A 24,032-nucleotide genomic window follows, 5' to 3' on the forward strand; every position below is an offset into this window, starting at 1 on the left:
CGTCACATCAGGAGTGTGGAGACGCCTGCAGTAAGGGATTGCATGTCCTTCTTCCATGAACTGGCCCACCAGTACATCGATGGCGAGTGGCGCACGGGCAGCGGCTCATGGGACATCATCGATTTCAATCCCTACAACGGCGAGAAACTCGCCTCCATCACCGTGGCGACCGCGGTGGAGGTCGACCAGGCCTACCGGGCGGCCGAGCGGGCGCAGCAGGAGTGGGCCGCCACCAATCCGTACGAGCGGCGGGCCGTCCTGGAGCGGGCGCTGCGCATCACCGGCGAGCGCACCGAGGAGATCGTCGAGGCGATCATCGACGAGCTGGGCGGCACGCGGCTGCGCGCCGAGTACGAGGTGCGCGGCGCGAGCGAGGTCCTGCGCGAGGCGATCCGGCAGTCGCTGCGGCCCACCGGCCGTCTGCTGCCCGCGGTCTCCGACGGCCGCGAGAACCGCCTCTACCGGCTTCCCGTCGGCGTCGTCGGCGTGATCAGCGCCTTCAACTTCCCTTTCCTGGTGGGCATGAAGTCGGTCGCGCCGGCGCTCGGGCTCGGCAACGCGGTCGTCGTGAAGCCGCACCAGAGCGCGCCGGTCGTCGGCGGCGGACTGATCGCGAAGATATTCGAGGACGCCGGTCTGCCGGCCGGGCTGCTCAACGTCGTGGTCACCGACAGCGCCGAGATCGGTGACGCGTTCATCGAGCATCCGGTGCCGAGGGTGATCTCGTTCAGCGGCTCCGACCGGGTCGGCCGCCACATAGCCGCGACGGCGGCCGGGTTCTTCAAGCGGACCATTCTCGAACTCAGCGGCAACAGCGCCTTGGTGGTGCTGGAGGACGCCGACATCGACTACGCGGTCCGGGCGGCGGTCTTCAGCCGCTTCCTCTACCAGGGCCAGGTCAGCATGGCGGCCAACCGCATCCTGGTGGACCGTTCGGTGGCCGCCGAGTTCACCGAGCGGTTCACCGCCGCCGTGGCCGCGCTGAAGTCCGGCGACCCGCGTGACCCGGAGACCAGGATCGGCCCGGTCGTCAACGCGCTCCAGGCCGACGCGCTCACCGCCCTCGTCGACCGCGCGGTCGCCGACGGCGCGACAGCGCTCGTACGGGGCCGGACTCACGGCAACGTCGTGGAGCCGACCGTCCTGACGGACCTCCCGGAGAACTCGCCGCTGCCGACGCAGGAGATCCTCGGCCCGGTGGCCCTGCTGATGACGTTCGACGGCGAGGACGACGCCGTACGGATCGTCAACGACAGCCCCTACGGGCTCAGCGGCGCCGTGCACACCGGCGACGCGGAGCGCGGCGTGCGGTTCGCGCAGCGGATCGTCAGCGGGATGTTCCACGTCAACGACTCCACCGTCCAGGACGACCCGCTGGTGGCGTTCGGCGGCGAGAAGACGTCCGGCGTGGGACGGCTGAACGGCGAGGCGGTCGTGGAGGCGTTCACGACGCTGAAGTGGCTGTCGATCCAGCACGGCCGCTCGGTCTTCCCGTTCTGACGGCGCTCCGCCGCCTCACCGGACCGGCCCGCGGAACGTCGTACGGTAGGCGCTCGGCGAGACGCCCAGCGCCTCCTGGAAGTGACGCCGCAGATTGGCCGCCGACCCGAGCCCGGTCCGCTCGGCCACCTGCTCGACGGCCAGGTCGGACTCCTCCAGCAACTCCCGGGCCAGCTCGACGCGTTGCTGGTTCAGCCAGGTCATCGGCGTGGTGCCGGTCTCCGCACGGAAGCGCCGGTTGAAGTTCCGTACGCTCATCGCCTCGCGGGCCGCCAACTGCCCGAGTGTGATGGGCTCCTGGAGCCGCCGCAGGGCCCACTCGCGGGCGGACGAGGTGCCGGGCGCGGCCGGCTGCGGCACGGGCCGCGGGATGTACTGGACCTGGCCGCCCTCGCGGTGAGGCGGTACGACGGTCCGCCGCGCCACATCGCTCGCGACGGCCGTTCCGTGGTCGCGCCGGATCATGTGCAGGCACAGATCGATGCCGGAGGCACATCCGGCCGAGGTCAGGACATCGCCGCCGTCCGTGTAGAGCACGTCCGGGTCCAGCTCGACCCGTGGAAACAGCCGGGCGAAGAGCTCCGTGTACCGCCAGTGCGTGGTCGCGGTGCGGCCGTCGAGCAGTCCGGCGGAGGCCAGCACGAAGGCGCCGGTGCAGATCGAGGCGACCCGGGTGCCGGGCCGGATCCGGTTGAAAGCCTCGGCGAGAGGGGCCGCGAGCGCCGGAGTGTCCTGCACGTAGTCCTCGTACGACGACAGGACGATCACCGTGTCGGCCTCGGCCAGCGCCTTGGGCCCGTGCCGGACCGCCACCGTGAAGTCTCCGTCCGTACGCACGTCACCCGGCCGGAGCGAGCAGGTGACGACCTCGTACAGCGGCTCACCGTCCGCCGTGGCACCCGCTCTGGCCTGGCCGAAGAGCTGGTGGACGATGCCGAGCTCGATCGGGAGCAGGACGGCACGCGCGAGGACGGCGACGCGGTGCCGCCCGGGATCGGTGAAGACATCGGTCATGGCCATATTCTTGCGCACCTGGTCCATCTGGACACTCGCAGCGGCGGGCCGCCGGTCGCCAGGCTGGTCCCATGGCCCCGTCGACGACCGAACAGACCACGGAACAGACCGCCGCACCGGCACGCCGCCTCCACCGCGCCTGGCTGATCGCCGCCGTCGCGGGCGCGGCCGTCGTCACGGCCGGAGCGTTCACCACCGTGCCGGGACTGCTGGTGACGCCCTTGCACGAGGAGTTCGCCTGGGAGCGGGGTCAGGTCGCGCTCGCCGCCTCCGTGAACATGGTCCTGTTCGGCCTCACCGCTCCTTTCGCGGCGGCCCTGATGGACCGGGTGGGCGCGCGCCGGGTGGCCGGCGGTGCGCTGCTGCTCGTCGCGGCGGGCGCCGTGCTCACCGGCTTCATGACCCGGCCGTGGCAACTGGTCGCGTACTGGGGCGTGTTGACCGGCCTCGGCAGCGGCTGCCTCACCATGACGTTCGCGGCCGGTGTCACCGCACGCTGGTTCGACCGGCGCCGCGGCCTGGTCACCGGCGCGCTCAGCTCCTCGAGCCACCTGGGCCAGTTGCTCTTCCTGCCGCTGCTCGCCGGGGCCGTGGAGCGCCACGGCTGGCGGCCGCCGGTGGTGACCCTGGCGCTCGTGGCGCTGGCCGTCGCCGCTCCGGTGTTCCTGGCGCTCCGCGACCACCCGGCCGACATCGGCGTAAAGCCTTACGGAGCAGAGGAGTTCGCGCCCAAGCCGCCGCCTGCCTCCGGAGCCGCGACCCGTACGCTGATGGTGCTCGCCGGAGCTCTGCGTACTCGCCCGTTCTGGCTGCTGGCCGGAATGTTCGTCCTCTGCGGCGCGTCCACCAACGGCATCATGTGGTCCAACTGGGCGCCGGCCGCGCACGATCACGGCATGCGGGTGACGGCGGCGGCCTCGCTGCTCTCGCTGATCGGCGTCTTCTCCGCTCTCGGCGCGCTTCTCTCCGGCTGGCTGACCGACCGCTTCGACCCGCGCCGCCTGCTGACCGTCTGCTTCGCGGTCCGGGCGCTGACCCTGTTCGCTCTGCCCATGGTGTTCTCCTCGGCGGTGACGGCCCCGATGCTCCTCTTCGTGTTCGTCTACGGCCTGGTCGACGTGGCGACCGTGCCGCCGGTGATCGAACTCTGCCGCCGCGCGTACGGGACCGGCGGCCCCATCGTCTTCGGCTGGACCAACGCCGCCCACCAAGTGGGCGCGAGCGCCTCGGCCTTCCTCGGTGCCACTGCGCGGGACGTGTTCGGTACGTACGACGTGGTGTGGGCCGCGCTCGGCGCCGGATGCCTGGTCGCGGCGCTGCTGGCCACGGCCGTACGGGCTACCCTAGTCAAAGTTGAATAGGAAGCCCGGGGTTCCGAGCCCCGGGACGGGATGGATGGGTGTCATGTCCGCGATCCGGCTGCTGGTCCTCGGCGCTGTGCGCATGCACGGCCGCGCGCACGGCTACCAGGTCCGCAACGACCTGGAGTACTGGGGCGCGCACGAGTGGTCCAACGCCAAGCCCGGGTCGATCTACCACGCGCTGAAGCAGATGGCGAAGCAGGGACTGCTCCTCGCGCACGAGACGGCCCCGTCCACCGCCGGCGGCCCGCCGCGTACCGAGTACGAGGTCACGGAGGAGGGCCTCGCCGAGTACCGCAGCCTGCTGCGCGACGCCATCCGCTCGTACGACCAGAACCTCGACGTCCTCTCGGCGGCGATCGGGTTCATCGTCGACCTGCCGCGCGAGGAGGCGGTCGCGCTGCTCAAGGAGCGGGTGGAGGGCATGAAGGAGTGGCGGGACTCGGTCACCGAGTACTACACGCCCGAGGACGGTCCTGAATCGCTCGGCCACATCGGCGAGATCATGAACCTGTGGGTGCACTCGGCCGACGCGGGCGCGGAGTGGACGCGTGGTCTGATCGAGCGGATCGAGGGCGGCGCGTACACCTTCCACGGCGAGGGCGACCCGTTCGTCGGGGTGCTGGCGGAGGGTGAGGAGAACCCGTACGCGACAGGTGTCCCGGACCCCGGGGACGACGACTGATCAAGTTTGACGAATGGCGGATCCGGGTTTACCTTCGAGCTGCTAGTCAAGTTTGACTACAGGGCGGCAACCGAAGGATGGCGGGGAACGTGACCGAAGCGATCGTCCTGGACGGCGTGCACAAGCGGTACGGCGAGAAACGCGCTCTCGACGGGCTGGACCTGACGGTCGGAGCCGGCACCGTCCACGCGGTGCTCGGCCCCAACGGAGCCGGCAAGACCACCGCCGTACGGATCATGTCGACGCTGCTGCGCCCCGACGCCGGCCGGGTCACCGTGGCCGGGCTCGACGTCCGTGAGCGGGCCTCCGACGTACGGCGCAGGATCGGCCTGCTCGGCCAGCACGCGGCGGTGGACGAGCAGCTCGGCGGCCGGCAGAACCTGGAGATGTTCGGGCGCCTGTACCACCTGGGCGCACGCCGGGCGGGCAGCCGGGCGGACGAGCTCCTGGAGCGGTTCGGGCTCGCGGACACCGGGCGCAAGGCGGTCAAGCAGTACAGCGGCGGGATGCGCAGGCGGCTGGACCTCGCCGCCTCGCTGATCACCGAACCGGCGGTCCTCTTCCTGGACGAGCCCACGACCGGCCTGGACCCGCGCGGCCGGGCCGAGGTCTGGGCCGCCGTACGGTCCCTGGTCGGCGGCGGCACCACCGTCCTGCTGACCACGCAGTATCTGGAGGAGGCGGACCAGTTGGCCGACCGGATCTCGCTGATCGACGAGGGCAGGACCGCCGCCGAGGGCACGTCCGACCAGCTCAAGGCGCTCGTCGGCGGCGACCGCATCGACATCGTCCTGCGCGACGCGACCCGCCTGGCGGAGGCGGCCGCGCTCCTGGGCGCCGAGGCCCCGGCGCTCGACCCGGACCGCCGCCTGATCAGCGCCCCGGCCCCGGACCGGATGGCGGCCCTGACGGGTGCGGTCCGGGCGCTTCAGGAGGCGGGTATCGAGGCGGAGGACATCGCGGTGCGCCGCCCGACGCTGGACGAGGTGTTCCTGTCGCTGACGGGAGGACGGGGAGCCGGAGGGGTGCTGACCGGAGGACCGAGAGCCGGAGCGCCCGCCGGCGGCCAGGCGGTACGCGAGACGACGGAGGCGGCGGCATGAGCACGACGATCATTCCCGGCGGTGGCAGCCGCCTCACCTGGGCCCTGGCCGACTCCTGGACGATGACCCGCCGCGAACTCGCCCACTGGGCCCGGCAGCCCGTCGAGGTGCTCGTGGGCCTGGCCTTCCCGGTGATGCTGCTCCTGATGTTCACGTACCTGGTCGGCGGCGGCCGGGGCGTGGACGGCGACCCCACCGAGTTCCTCGTGCCCGGAATGCTCGCGCTGACCATGGCCTTCGGCCTGGAGAGCACGATGCTCGCGGTGACCCAGGACCTGAACAAGGGCGTCATCGACCGGTTCCGCTCGCTGCCGATGGTCCCGGGCGCGGTCCTGGTCGGCCGCAGCGCGGCGGACATGCTCCAGTCGGCGGCGGCGCTCGCGGTGATGGGCGGGGTCGGTTACGCGGTCGGCTGGCGCTGGCACAACGGCACGTCCGCGGCGCTGGCGGCGGTGGGGCTGCTGCTCCTGCTCCGGTTCGCGATGCTCTGGGTCGGCATCCACCTGGCCATGGTGGCGGGCCGTCCCGAGCTGGTCGCGGCGGTCCAGATCCTGGTCTGGCCGGTCGGCTTCCTCTCCAACGTGTTCGCCGCGCCGGCGTCGATGCCGGGCTGGCTGGGCGCGGTGGTCGAGTGGAACCCGATGTCCGCGACCGCCACCGCCGTAAGGGAGTTGTTCGGCAACCCGGGCGGCGCCACCGGCTCCTGGGCCGCCGAACACGCCCAACTCCTCGCCGTGCTCTGGCCGGTGGCGATCATCGCGGTGTTCTTCCCGCTGGCGGTACGGAAGTTCGCACGGCTGAGCCGGTAGCGGGGTTCGGTCGACCGCAGGTCAGAAGGTGCGGCCCTGATCGGAGATCGGGGAGTCGTGGACGGCGACGACCTCCCCGATCACCACGCCGGGCGCGGGCTTTGCCAGGTCCAGGCCGGAGAGGTGCTTCTTGAGCCGCTTCGCCATCGGGCGGAAGGTCGCGAGGGTGAGCCCGCCGGAGAGCACGGCTCCGACGACGGGAATCGCCTTCGAGACGGACTTCGCGAAGGTCTGCTTCGTCATCTCGACGCCGAGATAGCCCGCGACCTTCTTCACCACCGGATAGACGACTCCCTGGGTGAGCGCCTTCTGCGGCAGTTTCCTGGCGACCTCCCGCGACATCATGGTCGCGACCTTCCCGACCGCCGTGTTCGCCGACTGCGTACCGAACATGACGCCGACGAAGAGCGTGAGGACGCTTCTGGTCGCGTCGTCGAGGTCGGCGTCCTCCGAGAACAGATCGGGCCAGCTGTAGAGGTAGGCGAGCTTCTGGGCGATGCGCAGCACATGGCCGGTGTACTGCGCCAGGTCGGCGGGCACGGTGGCGGGAAGGGCCAGGATGCCCGGCATGCCGGCCGCTGCGGAGAAGGCGCTCACCTTGGCGGTCTCGAAGGTGATGGACTCGTTGGCCACCCGGTCCAGAACCTCGAGCGGAATGCCCGCCAGCGCGGGACTCAGCTCGATCGCCCTGCGGATCTCGGCCTCGGAGCAATGGCGCGCCAGCGCCCGGCGCAGATACGAAGCCCGGTCGATACGTACGCCCGGAAGCCGTGCCGCGCTCCCCAGTATCGCGGAGAACCGTGACTCAGGGTTCTCCATGTCTTTGCTCGTGGACATGGCAGGAACCTACAGCACTCACCACAGGCTTGGCCGCTGTAGCGAGTGGAACTCACCAGGGCGCCCAGCGGTGGTGCGGGCCAGAGGTGGGGCACGACCACTCCTGCGGCGTCGGCACCCAGGTCGAGGCGGGATACGGAGCGGCGCCCCGCCTCGTTTGTCGGGGCGGAGCGCCGCGGGGCTCTTCCTGGCGCCACTGACGGCAGGCGGGTTGGGGCTCGGTCGCTGTGCCGGGTGGTTAACGTGGTGCCGGTGGATCGGCGGTGCTGTCAGCCGACGACGACCCAGGACTGCGGGTGGTTCAAGGGCGCGCCGCAGGTCCACAGCGTGAGCCAGGTTCCGTTCGCCAGGGAGTTGCCCTTGGCGGTCACGCACTTCGAGCCGTGATAGGTGTAGATGCGCTCGTTGTCGTGCTCGTAGTGGAACCGCTGCGGGCTGGGCCATGCATGGGGGTTGCAGGTCCACAGGGTGAGTACGGCGCCGTTGGTACCCGAGGCGTTGCCGCGAGGCGTCAGGCACTTGCCGCTCGCGTCGTGGACGAGGAGTGCGCCTTCCCAGTGCCACTTCTGCAGGCTGTGGCCCGTGCAGGACCAGACCGTGACCACTGTGCCGTTGGCAGTGCTGTTCCCCTCGGGCGTAGCGCACTTGTTCTCTGTGTTCCACAGGACAGAGGTACCGACGGCCTGCACCGGGCTTACGGTCAGCGAGCTGAACCCGATCATGGCGACCAGCGCGAACAGCGCAGTCGATATCTTGCGAATCATGTTTCCTCAGAATCTACGAGTGTCGCCGGCGCGCAGGTCGCGCGGACCGGCTCATGCCGGATGAAGCTCCGCAGGGCTCGATGTGTCCCAGGCGTGCTGCTACTGCGGACTTGGCCTGCGCTCATGGCGCCCGCGCATGCACCTCACTGGGATGCGCACACCGTACGCCCAGAGGAACAGTGTGCGCAATGTGGATGAGATCACGTCGGCGCGATCTCTCGCGTCGGGTACAGGGGTATTGAGAGGTGATCCGTAGGGGCCGCCATGTGCGCCGGGTCGTCCGTCGGTGGGCGGCAGGTCGTCGGCCGGCGAGGAGTCGTACAGGAATGACGACAACGCACGCTGTACCCTCTACGCGAACACCGTACGCATCACCATAGGAGTCGCATGGCGGCAAAACCGGCCGATCCCGTCCCGTCCGTCTGGACGCGCGCCACGCCTGCGGCGAGCCAACCCGCTCTCAGCCGGGCGCTGATCGTCCGGGAGGCGGTCGCCATGCTCGACGCGGAAGGGGTCGAGGCACTGAGCATGCGCAAGCTCGGCGCCCGCCTCAACGCCGGCGCCACCTCCCTCTACCGCCACGTCGCGCTCAAGGACGAGCTGATGGAACTGGCGCTGGACGAGGTTCTGGGTGAAGTCGTCCCACCACCCGAGGACACTCCGGACTGGCGGACAGCCGTCACCGAGTTCGCCGCATCCTTCCGGGCGACCGCCTTGCGCCACCCATGGCTGTGCGCCGTACTGGGTCAGGCAGGCTTGGCACACCTGGGACCCAACCTCAGCAGCGTGTCCCGGCAACTGGCCGCTCTGTTCACCAACGCCGGTTTCCCCGACTCCGACAGCGCGATCAACGCCCTCTACTCCTACACCGTCGGAATGATCACGACCGAGCTGGCCTGGCTGAACACCGTCGCCCGCTCCCAGCAGAGTGAAAGCGACTTCCTGGCCCGCCTGCTGCCCCCCGCGGACGGTGACGGGCACTCCGGCGCAGATACCCCGGACCCGCGTGCCATCCGCGACGACCACTTCGACAACGCCCTCGAACTGGTCCTTGACGGTCTGGCCTTCCAGCTCACCCGCTGACCACTTCGAGCCGGCCGCGACTCCACCTTCTGCTGTACTCGGCCCTCAGCCGGTCGGCCGTCACCGCCTCCCTTGCCGAGTCCGGGGCCGGCATGTTCCGCAGCGATCGCCTACGGCGGATCTGCCTATGGCCTGCACGGCCCAGGCGGTCATGGCCGCCCGGTCGGCGTTGCTGCTGCTCCTGGTCGCAGGCAGCGCCTGCGGCAGGCGAATCAGGCGAGAGAGACTGCGACGCCGTCCTCGCCGGGAGCGGCTGCGCCGGCACGAGACCCACCGGACCCGGTCGAGATCCGCCGGTCGCGACCTAGTGGTGGAAGGCCGTCGCGACCCCTCGGTCATGGCTCAACGGATGCCTCTGCGCCCGCAGTTCAGGAAGCAGCAGCTTCAGGTCCTCGATCAGCAGCGCGGCGAGGTCGGAGGAGAAGCCGTTGCGGCAGACCACTCGCAGCACCGACAGGTCCTGGCGGTTGGCCGGGAAGGTGTAGGCCGGGACCAGCCAGCCGTGCTCCCGCAGCCGGCGTGACACGTCGAACACGTCGTACGCGTGGACGTCCGGGTTCGTCGTGAAGGCGAAGACCGGCAACTCGTCGCCCCGGGTGAGGAGTCGGAAGTCGCCCAGCTCCTCCACCTCCCGGGCCAGTCCGCAGGCCACGTCCCGCGAGGCCTGCTGGACCGCCCGGTAGCCGTCGTGCCCGAGGCGCAGGAACGTGTAGTACTGCGCCACCACCTGCGCACCGGGCCGCGAGAAGTTCAGCGCGAACGTCGGCATGTCGCCGCCCAGGTAGTTGACCCGGAACACCAGTTCCTCCGGCAGCTCGTCCGCCGTACGCCACAGCGCCCAGCCGACGCCCGGATAGACCAGCCCGTACTTGTGGCCCGAGGTGTTGATCGACGACACCCTCGGCAGCCGGAAGTCCCACACCAGGTCCGGATCGAGGAAAGGCGCCACCATCGCACCGGACGCGCCGTCGACATGGACCGGGATATCGAGGCCGGTCCGCTCCTGGAGGGCGTCCAGGGCCGCGCAGAGGTCGGCGATGGGCTCGTAGGAACCGTCGAAGGTGGAGCCGAGGACGCCGACGACGCCGATCGTGTTCTCGTCGCAGAGTTCGGCGGCGGCCTGCGGGTCGAGGTGGAAGCGCTCGCCGTCCATCGGGACCTGCCGGGCCTCCACCTCCCAGAAGGTGCAGAACTTGTCCCAGCAGACCTGCACGTTGACGCCCATCACCAGATTGGGCCGCGCGGTCGCCGGATAGCGGTCCGCGTTGCGCTTGGCCCAGCGGCGCTTCAGCGCGAGCCCGGCCAGCATGCACGCCTCGCTCGACCCGGTCGTCGAACACCCCACGGCCGCCGCCGGATCGGGCGCGTGCCAGAGGTCGGCGAGCATCGCCACACAGCGCCGCTCCAGCTCGGCGGTGCGCGGGTACTCGTCCTTGTCGATCATGTTCTTGTCCCGGCACTCACCCATCAGCACGCCGGCCTGCGGCTCCATCCAGGTGGTGACGAAGGTGGCCAGGTTGAGCCGGGAGTTGCCGTCGAGCATCAGCTCGTCATGGACCAGCCGGTACGCCGTCAGCGGCGGCAGCGGCCCGTCGGGCAGCCGGTGCCGGGGCGGCGCGGTGTTCATCGCCGCCGTCGGATCGGCCTCGCCGTAGAAGGGGTTGAGGGCGAGCCTGCGCCGCTCCTCGGAGGGTTCGTCCTGCTGCGGGTGGGCGCCTCGGTGGAGCGGCATGGCTCGGTCCTCTTCCTCAGCTCTCGGCTTCTGCGGCTCTCGGTCTCTCAGCTCTCGGCGGCCAGGCCGGCCTTCAGTGCCCGGGTGAACTTCACGACCCGCTCGGCCTGCACCCGGGCGGCGGTCAGCGTCACCTCGCCGACCGGGAGGTCGCCCTGACCGGACACGTGCGAGGTGCCGTACGGGTTGCCGTCGACGAACTTCGACGGGTCGGTGTACCCGGGCGCGACGAGGATGCCGCCGAAGTGGTGGATCGTGTTGTAGAGCGCGAGCAGCGTGGACTCCTGGCCGCCGTGGGCGGTGGAGCTCGCGGTGAAGCCGCTGTAGACCTTGTCGGCCAGCTGCCCGGACTGCCAGAGCCCGCCGAGCGTGTCGATGAACTGCTTGAGCTGCGCGGTGACGTTCCCGTACCGGGTCGGCGAACCGAAGATCACCGCGTCCGCCCACACCATGTCGTCCGGCGAGACCTCGGGGATGTCGGCCGTCGCCTCGATGTTGGCGGCCCACGCCGGATTGGAGTCGATGGCCGCCTGCGGAGCGAGCTCGGCCGCCCGCCGCAGCCGCACCCGCGCCCCGGCCCGCTCGGCGTCCGCGGCGATGGCCCGGGCGATCGTGGTGATGGTGCCGGTGGACGAGTAGTAGATGACGGCGACGTTGACGGGCGTGGACATGCGGAGACCTCCGTCGGGACAGCGGCGGTACGAAACGGGATGCGGCGGTACGAAGCAGACGATACGGATATCCGCCGCACCCGGCGCGCCGGACGGCCCGACCCCGTACGCCTACGGAGCCAGGCGGCCCGACCCCGTACGCCTACGGAGCAGAACGGCCCGACCTCGTACGCCCGCGGCCCCGACCTGGTACGCCAACGGCCTCCGTCTCGTACGCCTGAGACCCACCGCCTCACCGCAGCGACTTGCCCTCCCCGTCCAGCTGCATCTGGGCCCGCCCGGTCACCAGCAGCCAGGCGGGCAGGGCGGCGGCGCAGAGCAGCGGCAGTACGGAGGCGTCGCTGACCAGCACCGCCGCCGTGAACAGGCTCACCCACCCCTGCCGCGTGACGGCGAGCAGCACGCCGAGCACCGCACAGGAGACCGCGAGCGCCGGTGGTACGGCGGCGACCAGCGCATGGGCGCAGAGCCCGAGCGCCGCTCCCGCGAAGACCGCCGGGAAGATCCGCCCGCCCCGGAAGCCGCAGGTCGCCGCCACCACCAGCGCGGCCATCTTCACCACCGCCATCACCGCGAACTCACCGGCCGACCACCCGTCCGGGTCCCCGGCGATCTCCTTCACCTCGTCCAGCCCCTTGAACAGCGTCAGATGGCCGCCGAGCGCGCCGAGCAGTCCCAGCACCAGCCCGCCGGCGGTCAGCGCGAGCACCGGGTGGCGCAGCGCGCGGAAGGCCCGGTGCACCACCGGGAACGCGTACACCGCCAGCATGCCGAGCAGCGCACCCGCCGAGGCGATCAGGAGGGCGGCGAGCAGGTCGCCCCAGTGCGGTCCGGAGTAGGCGGGGAGCGAGAGGTCGAAGCTGGGCTCCGCGATCAGCGACATGGTCAGCGCACCGGCGGTACCGGCCGCGAGCGGCGCGAACAACCGGTCCCAGAAGGCTCCTGGGCCCGGCTGCGAGGCCAGCGTCTCGGAGAGGATCAGCGCGGCGGCGATCGGCGTACCGAAGAGCGCACCGATCGTCCCGGCCGCCGCGAGCGCCACCCAGAGCTCGGCCGGTGCGCCGGGCGCGGCCCGGCGGCCGAGCCAGAAGGCCAGCGCGATGTTGGCGGCGGTGATCGGGTTCTCCGGCCCGAGGCTCACTCCGCCCGCCAGCGCCAGTGCGGTCACCAGGAGGAGCCCGGGAACGATGCCCGGCCGCATCGGCGCGTCCACCAGTCCGGTGGTGGCCGGATCGGGACCACCGTGTCCGGGCACGGCCCGCAGGACCAGGCCCACCGCGAGGCCGGTCGCGGTGAGCATGACGATCATCCAGAGCGAGGAGAACCGGCCGACACCGAGCGCGTCGGGCAGGGTCCCCCAGAGCACGTCCTGGAGCCGCTCCGCCAGCAGGCTGACGCCGAGCAGGATCAGCGCGCAGGCGATGCCGACGACGATGGCCGGCGCGACGAGCGGCAGGAGCCGGCGGGCGGGAGCGGCCGACGGGTGAGGAGGCGCGGGTGCGGAGGATTCGGGAGCCACCGGCTCACCCTAGGGCGACGAAAAGGATAAACCGCCGCCATTCGGGCTTCGACGGAACCGCGCCTCTCAGCTCCGCCGGACTCGCACCTCTCAGCTCCGCCGGACCCGCGCCTCCTCGGGGTCACACCTTGCTGATCACCGCCGCCGTCCCGTACGCGCAGACCTCCGTCCCCGCATCCGCCGCCTCCGTCACGTCGAACCGCATCATCAGCACCGCGTTGGCGCCGCGCGCCCGCGCCTGCTCCACCAGCCGTTCCATCGCCTGGTTGCGGGTCTCGACCAGGGTCTTGGTCAGCCCTTTCAGCTCGCCGCCGACCATCGACTTCAGCCCGGCGCCGATCTGGCTGCCGAGGTGGCGGATGGGGTCTCCCCTGGTCGAGCGCAGCCGAGAGCTTGGGGAAGTACGGTCAGGCCGAACACCTCACCGATGATCTGCGTCACCTGATGGCCCGGTACGTCATTGGTGGTGACGACCAGCACATCCGCCTGGGCCGTCTGGCCGCCGCCGAAATCCTCAATGCCCATGTTTGTGGCACCTCCTGTGGTCAGCCTCGCCCTGCTCCGTAGGATGCGCATTCCCGCCGTCCGCCACTGGAACCAAGGGCGTTCACCGGGCGTTGATAGCTTGGGGCGGCCTACAGAGCCGCCATCGCACACATCCTGGAGCCCGGACCCTTGAATACGCTTGCGCTCGGCCCGAGCTGGCTGGACCCGGACTATCTGCTCAATACGTTCGGCCTTCCCGGCCTTCTTCTCATCGTCTTCGCCGAGTCCGGACTCCTGATCGGCTTCTTCCTGCCCGGCGACTCCCTGCTGTTCACCACGGGGCTGCTGGTGACCACGGGACAGCTGAAGTACCCGCTCTGGCTCGTCTGCACGCTGATCGCCGTCGCCGCGATCCTCGGCGACCAGGTGGGCTATCTCTTCGGCCGCAAGGTCGGCCCGGCCCTCTTCAAGCGCCCGGACTCCCGTCTCTTCAAGCAGGAGAACGTCGAGAAGGCCCACGCATTCTTTGAAAAGCACGGACCGAAGTCGCTGGTCCTGGCGCGGTTCGTGCCGATCGTGCGGACGTTCACGCCGATCATCGCCGGCGTCAGCCGGATGAACTACCGCCTGTTCGTCATCTACAACGTCGTCGGCGCACTCCTGTGGGGCGTGGGTGTCACCGTGCTCGGCGCGCTGCTCGGCAAGATCGACTTCGTGCACGAGCACATCGAGAAGATCCTCATCCTGATCGTGCTGCTCTCCGTGCTGCCGATCGTGGTCGAGGTCCTGCGCGCCCGCAGCCAGGGCAAGAAGGCCGCCGCCGCCGAGGCGCCGGGCGCCCTCGACGGCCCGCCGGCACCTCCGGCCACCGGCCGCGGTCGCCACGCCAAGCGCTGACCCCTTCCCGTACGGCCGACTCCCGTACGGCCGACCTCTTCTCCCGTACGTAAGCGCACGAAAGCGCCCCTCCCCGGACCTGCGGGGAGGGGCGCTTCCGTATACCGGGGCTAGAACCCCCTGGTCCGCTTCGCCGCCCGGCGGCTCGCTCCGCCGACCGCGCCCGGCGCTCCCATGAACAGCCGCGAGACCTCGCTCCCCAGGTTCACCCCGATCGCGATGGCCAGCGCCGTCGCGACCGCCGTGGACAGCGAGGCGAGCCCGGCGTCCAGCTCGTTCTGCGCCACGCCGAGCAGACCGAAGTACGTCGCCGAACCGGGCAGCAGCGGCCCGATCGCCGCCGTGATGTACGGCAGCGAGGAGGTGAACCGGTAGCGCGAGAACAGCTGGCCGAACAGGCCCACCAGACCGGCCGCCACCGCCGTCGCCGCGACCGGCGAGATGCCTCCGGTCCGGGCCATCGCGCCGAAGATGATCCAGGCCACACCGCCGTTGAGGGTGACCGCCAGCACGGTGTGGCGCTCCTGCTGGAGCAGCACCGCGAAGGCCAGGCTGAGCGCCATCGACGCCAGGATCTGCACCGCCGGCTCGTCGTACGGCGTGAACCGGGCCTCCGGATTGAGCTGCGCGTCCAGCTGCAGCCCCAGGTACAGCACGATCAGCACACCGGCGACGATCCCGATGAAGAAGTACATGACCTCGAGGAGGCGGGCCGATGCGGTGATGTAGTAGCCGGTCAGACCGTCCTGCACCCCCGCCACCAGCGCCCGTCCCGGCAGCAGCGCGAAGAGCCCACCGGTGATCACCGCGGACGGCCGGATGTCCGTGGAATGGGTCAGCGTCAGCGCCACACCCATCGCGGCCGGCGGCATCGCGGCCACCGTGAACTGGTAGAACTCCGGCAGCCCGCGACCGGCGCAGAGCCACGCCAGCCGGTCGCCGAGCATCGCGCCCGCCGCCGCCACGATGAAGACCAGCACACCACCGCCGACCAGCACGGAGGCCGAACCGGCGAGCAGCCCGGCGGCCGCCGTCAGGACCCAGCCCGGGTACGGGTGCCGGTTACGCCGGATCTCCGCGAGCCGCCGGTAGGCCTCCTCCAGAGAGATCTCGGTGTCCTCGCTGGTGATGTCGTCCACCAGCCGGAAGACGGCCGCCAGCCGGGTGTAGTCGGTGCCCCGGCGGCGTACGGTACGGCTCGCCGTCACCGGGTCGTCGACCAGCGACGGCTGGTGCGAGATGGACAGCAGCGTGAACGTGACGGTCGGTTCGCTGCGGTCCAGCCCGTACGAACGGGTCACCGCGAACATCGCCGCCTCGACGTCCTCCGCACCCTCGCCGCCCGCCAGCAGCAGCTCGCCGATACGGAGCGTCAGGTCGAGCACGCGCGGTACGGCGGGACCCGTGTCGTCATCGGTGCGCTGGACGGACTCCGGTGCCGGGCGCTCGGTCACCGGCATCCGGAGCATCGTGCGCATCCGGTCCTGCCAAGGCGCCTCCTTGGTCAGCCGGACCATCGGAATGCCCTGCGCCGGAGTGAACGCGGGCGGCGCCTGCTGAGCGTTGTACGCGCTCGGCGGAGTGAAAGCGGAACTCAGCGTGTCCGAGTTCGGGCCGCCCGTGGAACCGCCGCCGGAACCACCGGACCCGCTCGCGTCCTGGTGCACGCCGACCGGGATCGCGAACTCCGACGTCGGATGGTCCTCCTCGGGCGGCGACACCGGCTGCATCGTCCCGGCAGGCGGCGCGAAAGCGCTCCGCGCCTCGTCGGACTGGGGCTTCTGGTCCTCCGGACCGCCCGATTCCGCCACCACTCGACCTCGCTCCTCCTCGGCTGATCTTCCGGGCGCACGTGTGCCCAGTATGGCCACCGACATGACCACCGCATGACGAGGCGATGCGCACAGCGGAACGGGCGGCACACCTGTGAAGGTGTGCCGCCCGTTCCCGTACGGCCGTCCGGCTCACAAGCGGAACCGGAAGAGGGACGTCAGTGCTTGCCGCCCTGCGCCTCAAGACGCTTGTACGAGGCCTCGATCTCGGCCTCCGCCTCGGTACGGCCGACCCAGTCGGCGCCCTCGACGGACTTGCCCGGCTCCAGGTCCTTGTAGACCTCGAAGAAGTGCTGGATCTCCAGGCGGTCGAACTCCGACACGTGGTGGATGTCGCGCAGGTGCTCCACCCGCGGGTCCGACGCCGGGACACACAGCAGCTTGTCGTCGCCGCCGGCCTCGTCCGTCATCCGGAACATGCCGATGGCGCGGCACTTGATGAGGCAGCCGGGGAAGGTCGGCTCGTCCAGGATGACCAGTGCGTCCAGCGGGTCGCCGTCCTCGCCGAGGGTGTTCTCGACGAAGCCGTAGTCGGCCGGGTAGCTGGTCGAGGTGAAGAGTCGACGGTCCAGGCGGATCCGACCGGTCTCGTGGTCCACCTCGTACTTGTTCCGCGAACCCTTCGGGATCTCGATGGTGACGTCGAACTCCACGGGTGGCTCCTCCATGATCAACACATACGACGGGTGATTAAGTGTCCCCCACGCAGAAGAGTGCTCGCGAAAGGGGCTGGTCAACGGTGGCCGAGCCGGTGGAAGAACCGTCGAACCGCCCGTCGGACCCCTGGGGCCGGATCAGGAACCTGAAGAGCAAGCGCAACGGGTCCGACACCTGGCTGGTCGTCGCAGGCTCCGCCGTGCTCGGCCTGGTCGTGGCCACCGGCGCCGTCCTCGCCGCCGGTCCCTGGGACAACGGTCAGCGTAAGGCCGAGCGGCAGCTCGCAGCCGCCGAGCACCCCACAGGTGGCGTACATCACGGCCGCAGGCTCCCCGGCGCCCCCGAACCGGCCCCCAGCGCCCCGGCCGTCCTCGGCGCGCTCGACCCCGTCACCCGTTCCGCCCCTCAGGACCCGGCGAGTCTGCGCACCGCCCTCGCCCCGCTCATCGCCGCACCCGAACTCGGCACCGAGGTCGCCGCCTCCGTCGTCGACACCGCCACCGGCAAGCAGCTGTACGGGCGTGGCGCGGCCACTCCGATGACCCCGGCCTCCACCGTCAAGATCGCCACCGCCGCCGCCGCGCTCTCCGCCCTCGGCCCCGACCACCGCATCGCCACCACCGCCCGGCTCTCCGAGGACGCCCGCACCCTCACCCTCGTCGGCGGCGGCGACCCCACCCTGACCCCGGCCGCCCTGAAGTCCCTGGCCGCCTCCGCGGCGCGCGCGGTCGAGAAGGCCGACGCCACCGGCGTACGGCTCACGTACGACACCTCCCGCTACACCGGCCCGGAGCGCCACCCCATCGGCAAGAACCCCAACCTCGCGCCCGTCACCGCGCTGATGGTCGACGAGGGCCGGCTCGACGGCACCGACCGCGGCCCCGCCACCCGCAGCGACGACCCGGCAGGCGACGCCGCCCGCGCCTTCGCCGCGCAGCTGAAGAAGGCGGGCGTCAAGGTCACCGGCGAGCCCCGCGCGGCCCGCGCGCCCGGCACGGCCCGTACCGTCGCAACGCACCACTCCGCGCCGCTCGCCGCTCTGGTCGAGCGCACCCTGACCAACAGCGACAACGACATCGCCGAGGCCCTCGCCCGGCAGACCGCCATCGCCAAGGGCGAGAGCGCCGACTTCGCCGGTGCCCGCCGAGCCGTCACCACCGAGCTCAAGAAACTCCAGGTGCCGACCGCCGGAGCCCGCCTCGCGGACGGCAGCGGACTCGACCGCGAGGGCCGCGTCACGCCGGCCCTCCTCACCACGCTCCTGGCCCGCGCCGCCGACCCCGAGCGGCCCGGACTGCGCCCCGTCCTCACCGGCCTCCCCGTCGCCGGCTTCACCGGCACCCTCAGCACCCGCTACCAGGACGGCACCGACACCGCCGCCGCCACCGGCCTGATCCGCGCCAAGACCGGCACCCTCAGCGGCGTCAACGCACTCTCCGGAACCGTCGTGGATCCGCGGGGCCGACTGCTCGCCTTCGCCTTTCTCGCCGCCGGCTCCACCGCGCCCGAAGCCGCCGAAGCCGCTCTCGACGCCTTGGCAGCCGCACTCACCGGACCGGCCGGCTGAGCCCCACTCCTTCGAAGGCCCCACCCGAAGAGCCGCACAAGACCCCACCACCGGGCGAGTCGCTCACGTACGGTTGACGCATGACGAGCATCGGTGGTGCAGAGATGGTCGACTGGAACCTCGCGGTCGCGACCGCGACCCGACTGGTGCGGCCCGGGCCCGAGATCAGCCGCGAGGAGGCCCGTGCCGTCGTCGCGGAGCTCCGGCGCCACGCCAAGGCCTCCGAGGAACACGTCCGCCGCTTCACCCGGATGATCCCGGAAGGGGCCGAACCGGAGGACACCCCGGTCCTGGTCGTGGACCGGGCCGGCTGGATCAAGGCCAACGTCGCCGGCTTCCGCGAACTGCTCCGCCCGCTGCTCGCCAAGATGGAGGCCCGCCGCTCCGGCGGACCCGGCGGAGCGGTCCTCGGCGCGGTCGGCGGCAAGGTCACCGGCGTCGAGCTGGGCATGCTGCTCTCGTTCCTCGCCTCCCGGATCCTCGGCCAGTACGAGACGTTCGCCCCGGCCACCCGCGAGCTGCCCGGCTCCGCCGACGGTGGCGGACGGCTGCTCCTGGTCGCGCCGAACATCGTCCACGTCGAGCGGGAACTCGACGTCGACCCGCACGACTTCCGGCTCTGGGTCGCGCTCCACGAGGAGACCCACCGCACCCAGTTCACCGGCGTCCCGTGGCTCCGCGACCACCTCCAGGGCGAGATCCAGTCATTCCTGGACGAGACCGACGTCGACCCGATGACCTTCCTGGAGCGGCTCCGCGAGGCCGCCCAGTCCCTCTCCGGCGCCGGCCGTCCCGAAGGCGAACGCGGCGACGACAGCGGCCGCAGCCTCGTCGACGTCGTCCAGACCCCGGCCCAGCGCGAGGTCCTCGGCCGCCTCACCGCCGTCATGTCGCTCCTCGAAGGCCACGCGGACTACGTGATGGACGGCGTCGGCCCCGAGGTCGTCGGCTCCGTCGCCGAGATCCGCGAGAAGTTCCAGAAGCGCCGCGCCCAGGGCGCCGGCCGGCTCGACCAGGCGCTGCGCAAACTGCTCGGCCTGGACGCCAAGCTCCGTCAGTACAAGGACGGCGAGAAGTTCGTACGATCGGTCGTCGACGAGGTCGGCATGGACGGCTTCAACCGCGTCTGGACCTCGCCCAACACCCTCCCGACCAAGGCCGAGATCGCCAAACCCGCCGAGTGGGTCGCACGGGTGCACCGCAAGGCCGAATCGTGACCCTTTTCCGGCCCACCGCCGGGAATCTGCCTTCCAATCACCCATCCGGGGGACCATGAGGGCATGGGAAGGCGTGCAATGCTCGATGAACAGCTTGCCTCTGTCACCATCGACGCACTCTGAGTGACGGGACTCTTGCGTTCCGGCGCTCGATGCTCCTCCCGAACCTTCACGAAGGGCACCGGACATGGGTCCCCATCCTGCGGTCGCGGCGATACGCCTGGCGGTCCGCCGCGTACTCAACGACGTCCTCACCGAATTCCACCGGCACGACGGCCCCGGCCGCCCCGCCGAAGAGGCCCGGCGCACCGCGCCCGCCTCCCGCTACGCCGAGGCCGGCACCGCGGGCACACTCTCCCTCCCCGACCGGCCCGCCGCCCCGCTCGTCCTCGTCGCCTGCTCCGGCGGTGCCGACTCCATGGCGCTCGCCTCGGCCCTCGCCTTCGAGGCCCGCAAGCTCGACGTCCGGGCCGGCGGCATCACCGTCGACCACAACCTCCAGCCGGGATCCGGCCTCCGCGCCGCCGAGGTCGTCACCCGGCTCGCCGCCATGGACCTCGACCCCGTCGAGGCCGTCGCCGTGCACGTCGGACGCGGAGGCGGCCCCGAAGCCGCCGCCCGCGACGCCCGCTACGCCGCTCTGGACGCCGCCGCCGAACGCCACGGCGCCGCCGCAGTGCTCCTCGGCCACACCCGCGACGACCAGGCCGAAACCGTCCTCCTCGGCCTCGCCCGCGGCTCCGGCATCCGCTCGCTCTCCGGCATGGCCGCCGCCTCCGGACCGGCAGGCCGCTACCGCCGCCCCTTCCTCCAGCTCGACCGCCAGACCGCCCGCAAGGCCTGCCTGGTCCAGTCGATCCCGGTCTGGGACGACCCGCACAACATCGACCCCGCCTACACCCGCTCCCGCCTCCGCCACGAGGGCCTGCCCGCCCTGGAGAAGGCCCTCGGCAAAGGAGTCGTCGAAGCCCTCGCCCGCACGGCCCAGCTCTCCCGCGACGACGCCGACGCGCTGGACACCTGGGCCGCCGAGGCCGAGCTCGCCGTACGCGACGAGACCGGCCGGCTGGAGTGCGCCAAGCTCTACGTCCTGCCGCCCGCCGTACGCCGCCGCGTGCTGCGCCGGGCCGTCATCGAGGCCGGTGCGCCGGCCGGCTCGCTCTTCGCCCGCCACCTCGAAGAAGTCGACCGCCTGATCACCGGCTGGCGCGGCCAGGGGGCCATCAACCTGCCCGGCCGCGTCGAGGCCCGACGGCAGGGTGGCAGACTGGTCATTCGGCAGAGCTGACGCGCGAGCGGCCAGCCGCAGGCGAACAGCCGGGCCGGGCCCGGGGCACAGCCCCGGGCCCGGCAGGCGAGAAAGAGACGCGGGTGAACGAGAAGGACATGGGCAGCGACCTCCAGTCGGTGCTTCTCACCAAGGAAGAGATCGACGCGAAGCTCGTCGAGCTGGCCGCGAAGATCGACGCGGAGTACGCGGGCAAGGACCTGCTGATCGTCGGCGTCCTCAAGGGCGCGGTGATGGTCATGGCGGACCTGGCGCGCGCGCTGTCCACCCCCGTCACGATGGACTGGATGGCCGTCTCCTCGTACGGGGCGGGCACCCAGTCCTCCGGTGTCGTACGGATCCTCAAGGACCTGGACACCGACATCAAGGGCAAGCACGTCCTGATCGTCGAGGACATCATCGACTCCGGTCTGACGCTGTCCTGGCTGCTGTCCAACCTGGGCTCCCGGGAGCCGGCCTCGCTGGAGGTCTGCACCCTGCTGCGCAAGCCGGACGCCGCGAAGGTCGCGATCGATGTGAAGTGGATCGGCTTCGACATCCCCAACGAGTTCGTCGTCGGCTACGGGCTGGACTACGCGGAGAAGTACCGCAACCTCCCCTTCGTCGGCACGCTCGCCCCGCACGTCTACGGCGGCTGACCGGCGGGGAACCCTCGCGGCCTTCGGGCCGTTGAAGCTTCGAAAGCGGGTTTATCCGCCGTACGCAGCGGTCGCGGGCCTCCTTGCTGGGGTACCGTCCGAAGAGCACTCTTTTCCAGCAGAGCTTTCACACACAGCAGCATTTACCTACGGGCAGGAGGGACGGGGCGTCTTCGCTCCGTATGGATGGACGTGAAGCGATACTTCCGTGGGCCGGTCATGTGGATCGTGCTGGCCGTCCTCGCCGTGGTCGTGTTGATGCAGGTCGTCGGCTCGTCGGGCGGCTACAAGACGGTGGACACCGCCAAGGTGATCCAGGCGATCAGCAAGGACCAGGTGGAGCAGGCCAAGCTGACCACCGGTGACGAACAGATTCTCAAGATCGAACTTAAGGACGGCCAGAAGCTTGCCGGCGAGTCCGGCACCAAGTTCCAGGCGAGCTACATCGGCAACCAGGGCGTCCAGCTCGCCGACACGCTCCAGCAGAAGTTCGAGGCGGGTGACATCGAGAAGGGTTACACCGTCTCGCCGTCGAAGCAGTCCCCGTTCGTCTCGATCCTCCTCTCGCTGCTGCCCTTCGTCCTGATCGTCGTCGTCTTCCTGTTTCTGATGAACCAGATGCAGGGCGGCGGCTCCAAGGTCATGCAGTTCGGCAAGTCCAAGGCCAAGCTGATCACCAAGGACACCCCGAAGACGACCTTCGCCGATGTGGCGGGGTCCGACGAGGCGGTCGAGGAGCTCTACGAGATCAAGGAGTTCCTCCAGGAGCCGGCGAAGTTCCAGGCCGTCGGCGCCAAGATCCCCAAGGGCGTCCTGCTCTACGGGCCGCCCGGTACGGGCAAGACGCTGCTCGCACGCGCCGTCGCCGGCGAAGCGGGCGTGCCGTTCTACTCGATCTCCGGGTCCGACTTCGTCGAGATGTTCGTCGGTGTCGGTGCCTCCCGGGTGCGTGACCTCTTCGAGCAGGCCAAGGCGAACGCTCCGGCGATCGTCTTCGTCGACGAGATCGACGCCGTCGGCCGGCACCGCGGTGCCGGTATGGGCGGCGGGCACGACGAGCGCGAGCAGACGCTCAACCAGCTGCTCGTCGAGATGGACGGGTTCGACGTGAAGGGCGGGGTCATCCTGATCGCCGCCACGAACCGCCCGGACATCCTCGACCCGGCGCTCCTGCGTCCGGGACGCTTCGACCGGCAGATCGCGGTCGACCGCCCCGACATGCTGGGCCGGCTGGAGATCCTCAAGGTCCACCAGAAGGGCAAGCCGGTCGCGAAGGACGTCGATCTCGGCGCCGTCGCCCGCCGCACGCCCGGTTTCACCGGTGCCGACCTGTCGAACGTGCTGAACGAGGCCGCGCTCCTGACGGCGCGCAGCAACAAGAAGCTGATCGACAACGAGAGTCTCGACGAGGCCATCGACCGCGTCGTGGCGGGCCCGCAGAAGCGGACCCGGATCATGTCCGAGAAGGAGAAGAAGATCACCGCGTACCACGAGGGCGGACACGCCCTGGTCGCGGCGGCCTCTCCTCAGTCGGACCCGGTCCACAAGATCACGATCCTCTCCCGCGGCCGCGCCCTCGGTTACACGATGGTGCTCCCGGAGGAGGACAAGTACTCCACGACGCGCAACGAGATGCTCGACCAGCTGGCGTACATGCTGGGCGGGCGCGCGGCCGAGGAGCTGGTCTTCCACGACCCGACCACCGGCGCGGCCAACGACATCGAGAAGGCCACGGCAACGGCCCGCGCGATGGTCACGCAGTACGGCATGACGGAGCGGCTCGGCGCGATCAAGTTCGGCGGCGACAACTCGGAGCCCTTCCTGGGCCGCGAGATGGGCCACCAGCGTGACTACTCGGAAGAGGTCGCGGCTCTGGTCGACGAAGAGGTCAAGAAGCTCATCGAGACCGCGCACAACGACGCGTGGGAGATCCTCGTAGAGAATCGCGACATCCTCGACGCCCTCGTGCTCGAACTCCTGGAGAAGGAGACGCTCGGCAAGGACGAGATCGCGCAGATCTTCGCCCCGATCGTCAAGCGTCCCGCCCGCCCGGCGTGGACCGGCTCCGCCCGGCGCACCCCGTCGACGCGGCCTCCGGTGCTCTCTCCCAAGGAGCTGGCCCTCACCAACGGCGCCTCCACCGCCAACGGCTCGGCCACTCCGCCGGAGATCGCCCCGACGACGGACCTCACGAAGGACATCGCCCCCTCCACGGAGGCGATCCCCGAGGAGCGTCCCGAGAGCTAGCCCGCACCGCATCCGGTGAGACCTCCGTCACGGGGGTCTCACCAGGTCCGGAATGGATGCCGCGCCCCCCAGGTTTTAGCCTGTGGGGGCGCGGCTTTTCCGTATGCCTGCGATGTCCACGTGCG

Annotated in this window: 20 protein-coding genes and 1 pseudogene; 12 read left to right on the forward strand and 9 right to left on the reverse strand. The window is 70.7% G+C overall.

What is annotated here, in order from left to right:
• The first annotated feature begins 42 nt into the window (after positions 1-42).
• Entirely contained in the window at positions 43-1,500 is a 1,458-nt protein-coding gene (locus ABZ267_RS07230) for an aldehyde dehydrogenase family protein (RefSeq protein ID WP_356754447.1), read from the forward strand.
• A 15-nt stretch (positions 1,501-1,515) separates the two neighbouring features.
• Here the strand turns inward: ABZ267_RS07230 and ABZ267_RS07235 are convergent, their stop codons facing one another.
• Complete coding sequence (locus tag ABZ267_RS07235; RefSeq protein ID WP_356754446.1) at positions 1,516-2,514, reverse strand: helix-turn-helix domain-containing protein; 999 nt, start codon at positions 2,512-2,514, stop codon at positions 1,516-1,518.
• Between the two features lie 71 nt (positions 2,515-2,585).
• On the opposite strand from ABZ267_RS07235, the gene ABZ267_RS07240 reads away from it, so the two are divergent.
• From ABZ267_RS07240 to ABZ267_RS07255, 4 genes are all read left to right on the forward strand, one after another.
• Positions 2,586-3,875: an MFS transporter gene (locus ABZ267_RS07240; RefSeq protein ID WP_356754444.1), complete on the forward strand. Its 1,290-nt coding sequence runs from the start codon at positions 2,586-2,588 to the stop codon at positions 3,873-3,875.
• 43 nt (positions 3,876-3,918) lie between these two features.
• Positions 3,919-4,560, forward strand: a complete 642-nt coding sequence (locus ABZ267_RS07245) for a PadR family transcriptional regulator (RefSeq protein ID WP_356754442.1) — start codon at positions 3,919-3,921, stop codon at positions 4,558-4,560.
• A gap of 89 nt (positions 4,561-4,649) precedes the next feature.
• A complete protein-coding gene (locus ABZ267_RS07250) occupies positions 4,650-5,663 on the forward strand; it encodes an ATP-binding cassette domain-containing protein (RefSeq protein ID WP_356754440.1) in 1,014 nt (337 codons plus the stop codon).
• Positions 5,660-6,472 (forward strand): ABC transporter permease, encoded by an 813-nt coding sequence (locus tag ABZ267_RS07255; protein ID WP_356754439.1) that lies wholly within the window; start codon positions 5,660-5,662, stop codon positions 6,470-6,472. Before ABZ267_RS07250 ends, ABZ267_RS07255 begins: the two co-directional genes overlap by 4 nt.
• Before the next feature lie 21 nt (positions 6,473-6,493).
• Here the strand turns inward: ABZ267_RS07255 and ABZ267_RS07260 are convergent, their stop codons facing one another.
• Together ABZ267_RS07260 and ABZ267_RS07265 are read right to left on the reverse strand one after the other, a co-directional pair.
• Positions 6,494-7,309: a hypothetical protein gene (locus tag ABZ267_RS07260; RefSeq protein WP_356754437.1), complete on the reverse strand. Its 816-nt coding sequence runs from the start codon at positions 7,307-7,309 to the stop codon at positions 6,494-6,496.
• 269 nt (positions 7,310-7,578) lie between these two features.
• Positions 7,579-8,073, reverse strand: a complete 495-nt coding sequence (locus ABZ267_RS07265) for an RICIN domain-containing protein (protein WP_356754435.1) — start codon at positions 8,071-8,073, stop codon at positions 7,579-7,581.
• Positions 8,074-8,460: 387 nt separating this feature from the next.
• Between ABZ267_RS07265 and ABZ267_RS07270 the strand changes: the two genes are divergently transcribed.
• Positions 8,461-9,156, forward strand: a complete 696-nt coding sequence (locus ABZ267_RS07270; RefSeq protein WP_356754433.1) for a TetR/AcrR family transcriptional regulator C-terminal domain-containing protein — start codon at positions 8,461-8,463, stop codon at positions 9,154-9,156.
• Positions 9,157-9,460: 304 nt separating this feature from the next.
• Here ABZ267_RS07270 and ABZ267_RS07275 read toward each other — a convergent pair whose 3' ends face one another.
• The 4 genes and pseudogenes from ABZ267_RS07275 to ABZ267_RS07290 all read right to left on the reverse strand — a co-directional run bounded on the left by ABZ267_RS07275 (position 9,461) and on the right by ABZ267_RS07290 (position 13,603).
• Positions 9,461-10,888: a glutamate decarboxylase gene (locus tag ABZ267_RS07275; protein ID WP_356754431.1), complete on the reverse strand. Its 1,428-nt coding sequence runs from the start codon at positions 10,886-10,888 to the stop codon at positions 9,461-9,463.
• 47 nt (positions 10,889-10,935) lie between these two features.
• Entirely contained in the window at positions 10,936-11,559 is a 624-nt protein-coding gene (gene wrbA / locus ABZ267_RS07280) for an NAD(P)H:quinone oxidoreductase (protein WP_356754429.1), read from the reverse strand.
• A 232-nt stretch (positions 11,560-11,791) separates the two neighbouring features.
• Entirely contained in the window at positions 11,792-13,078 is a 1,287-nt protein-coding gene (locus ABZ267_RS07285) for an ion channel protein (protein WP_356754427.1), read from the reverse strand.
• Between the two features lie 121 nt (positions 13,079-13,199).
• Positions 13,200-13,603, reverse strand: a pseudogene (locus ABZ267_RS07290) (YbjQ family protein).
• A gap of 150 nt (positions 13,604-13,753) precedes the next feature.
• On the opposite strand from ABZ267_RS07290, the gene ABZ267_RS07295 reads away from it, so the two are divergent.
• Positions 13,754-14,461 carry a VTT domain-containing protein gene (locus ABZ267_RS07295; RefSeq protein ID WP_356754425.1) on the forward strand — a complete coding sequence of 236 codons (708 nt, stop codon included), beginning with the start codon at positions 13,754-13,756 and terminating at the stop codon, positions 14,459-14,461.
• A gap of 110 nt (positions 14,462-14,571) precedes the next feature.
• Here ABZ267_RS07295 and ABZ267_RS07300 read toward each other — a convergent pair whose 3' ends face one another.
• Both ABZ267_RS07300 and ABZ267_RS07305 read right to left on the reverse strand, forming a co-directional pair.
• Positions 14,572-16,275, reverse strand: a complete 1,704-nt coding sequence (locus tag ABZ267_RS07300; RefSeq protein ID WP_356754423.1) for a threonine/serine exporter family protein — start codon at positions 16,273-16,275, stop codon at positions 14,572-14,574.
• Positions 16,276-16,451: 176 nt separating this feature from the next.
• Positions 16,452-16,946: an inorganic diphosphatase gene (locus ABZ267_RS07305; RefSeq protein WP_018514302.1), complete on the reverse strand. Its 495-nt coding sequence runs from the start codon at positions 16,944-16,946 to the stop codon at positions 16,452-16,454.
• Positions 16,947-17,032: 86 nt separating this feature from the next.
• Between ABZ267_RS07305 and dacB the strand changes: the two genes are divergently transcribed.
• The 5 genes from dacB (at position 17,033) to ftsH (ending at position 23,907) form a co-directional block, all read left to right on the forward strand.
• Positions 17,033-18,517 (forward strand): D-alanyl-D-alanine carboxypeptidase/D-alanyl-D-alanine-endopeptidase, encoded by a 1,485-nt coding sequence (dacB, locus tag ABZ267_RS07310; protein WP_356754421.1) that lies wholly within the window; start codon positions 17,033-17,035, stop codon positions 18,515-18,517.
• A gap of 80 nt (positions 18,518-18,597) precedes the next feature.
• Positions 18,598-19,734 (forward strand): zinc-dependent metalloprotease, encoded by a 1,137-nt coding sequence (locus tag ABZ267_RS07315; RefSeq protein ID WP_356754419.1) that lies wholly within the window; start codon positions 18,598-18,600, stop codon positions 19,732-19,734.
• A gap of 187 nt (positions 19,735-19,921) precedes the next feature.
• Complete coding sequence (tilS, locus tag ABZ267_RS07320; protein WP_356754417.1) at positions 19,922-21,022, forward strand: tRNA lysidine(34) synthetase TilS; 1,101 nt, start codon at positions 19,922-19,924, stop codon at positions 21,020-21,022.
• Between the two features lie 98 nt (positions 21,023-21,120).
• Complete coding sequence (gene hpt / locus ABZ267_RS07325; protein WP_032754715.1) at positions 21,121-21,660, forward strand: hypoxanthine phosphoribosyltransferase; 540 nt, start codon at positions 21,121-21,123, stop codon at positions 21,658-21,660.
• A 186-nt stretch (positions 21,661-21,846) separates the two neighbouring features.
• Positions 21,847-23,907 carry an ATP-dependent zinc metalloprotease FtsH gene (gene ftsH, locus ABZ267_RS07330; RefSeq protein WP_356754415.1) on the forward strand — a complete coding sequence of 687 codons (2,061 nt, stop codon included), beginning with the start codon at positions 21,847-21,849 and terminating at the stop codon, positions 23,905-23,907.
• Positions 23,908-24,032: the final 125 nt, after the last annotated feature.

Source organism: Streptomyces sp. NPDC006174, assembly GCF_040614075.1.
GTDB lineage: Bacteria > Actinomycetota > Actinomycetes > Streptomycetales > Streptomycetaceae > Streptomyces.

Bases quoted from the DNA above. Each gene is read 5' to 3' on its own strand.
- ABZ267_RS07230 (WP_356754447.1), top strand. From the start codon at position 43: ATGTCCTTCTTCCATGAACTGGCCCACCAGTACATCGATGGCGAGTGG.
- ABZ267_RS07235 (WP_356754446.1), bottom strand. From the start codon at position 2,514: ATGACCGATGTCTTCACCGATCCCGGGCGGCACCGCGTCGCCGTCCTC.
- ABZ267_RS07240 (WP_356754444.1), top strand. From the start codon at position 2,586: ATGGCCCCGTCGACGACCGAACAGACCACGGAACAGACCGCCGCACCG.
- ABZ267_RS07245 (WP_356754442.1), top strand. From the start codon at position 3,919: ATGTCCGCGATCCGGCTGCTGGTCCTCGGCGCTGTGCGCATGCACGGC.
- ABZ267_RS07255 (WP_356754439.1), top strand. From the start codon at position 5,660: ATGAGCACGACGATCATTCCCGGCGGTGGCAGCCGCCTCACCTGGGCC.
- ABZ267_RS07260 (WP_356754437.1), bottom strand. From the start codon at position 7,309: ATGTCCACGAGCAAAGACATGGAGAACCCTGAGTCACGGTTCTCCGCG.
- ABZ267_RS07265 (WP_356754435.1), bottom strand. From the start codon at position 8,073: ATGATTCGCAAGATATCGACTGCGCTGTTCGCGCTGGTCGCCATGATC.
- ABZ267_RS07270 (WP_356754433.1), top strand. From the start codon at position 8,461: ATGGCGGCAAAACCGGCCGATCCCGTCCCGTCCGTCTGGACGCGCGCC.
- ABZ267_RS07275 (WP_356754431.1), bottom strand. From the start codon at position 10,888: ATGCCGCTCCACCGAGGCGCCCACCCGCAGCAGGACGAACCCTCCGAG.
- wrbA (WP_356754429.1), bottom strand. From the start codon at position 11,559: ATGTCCACGCCCGTCAACGTCGCCGTCATCTACTACTCGTCCACCGGC.
- ABZ267_RS07315 (WP_356754419.1), top strand. From the start codon at position 18,598: ATGACGAGCATCGGTGGTGCAGAGATGGTCGACTGGAACCTCGCGGTC.
- tilS (WP_356754417.1), top strand. From the start codon at position 19,922: ATGGGTCCCCATCCTGCGGTCGCGGCGATACGCCTGGCGGTCCGCCGC.
- hpt (WP_032754715.1), top strand. From the start codon at position 21,121: ATGGGCAGCGACCTCCAGTCGGTGCTTCTCACCAAGGAAGAGATCGAC.
- ftsH (WP_356754415.1), top strand. From the start codon at position 21,847: ATGGACGTGAAGCGATACTTCCGTGGGCCGGTCATGTGGATCGTGCTG.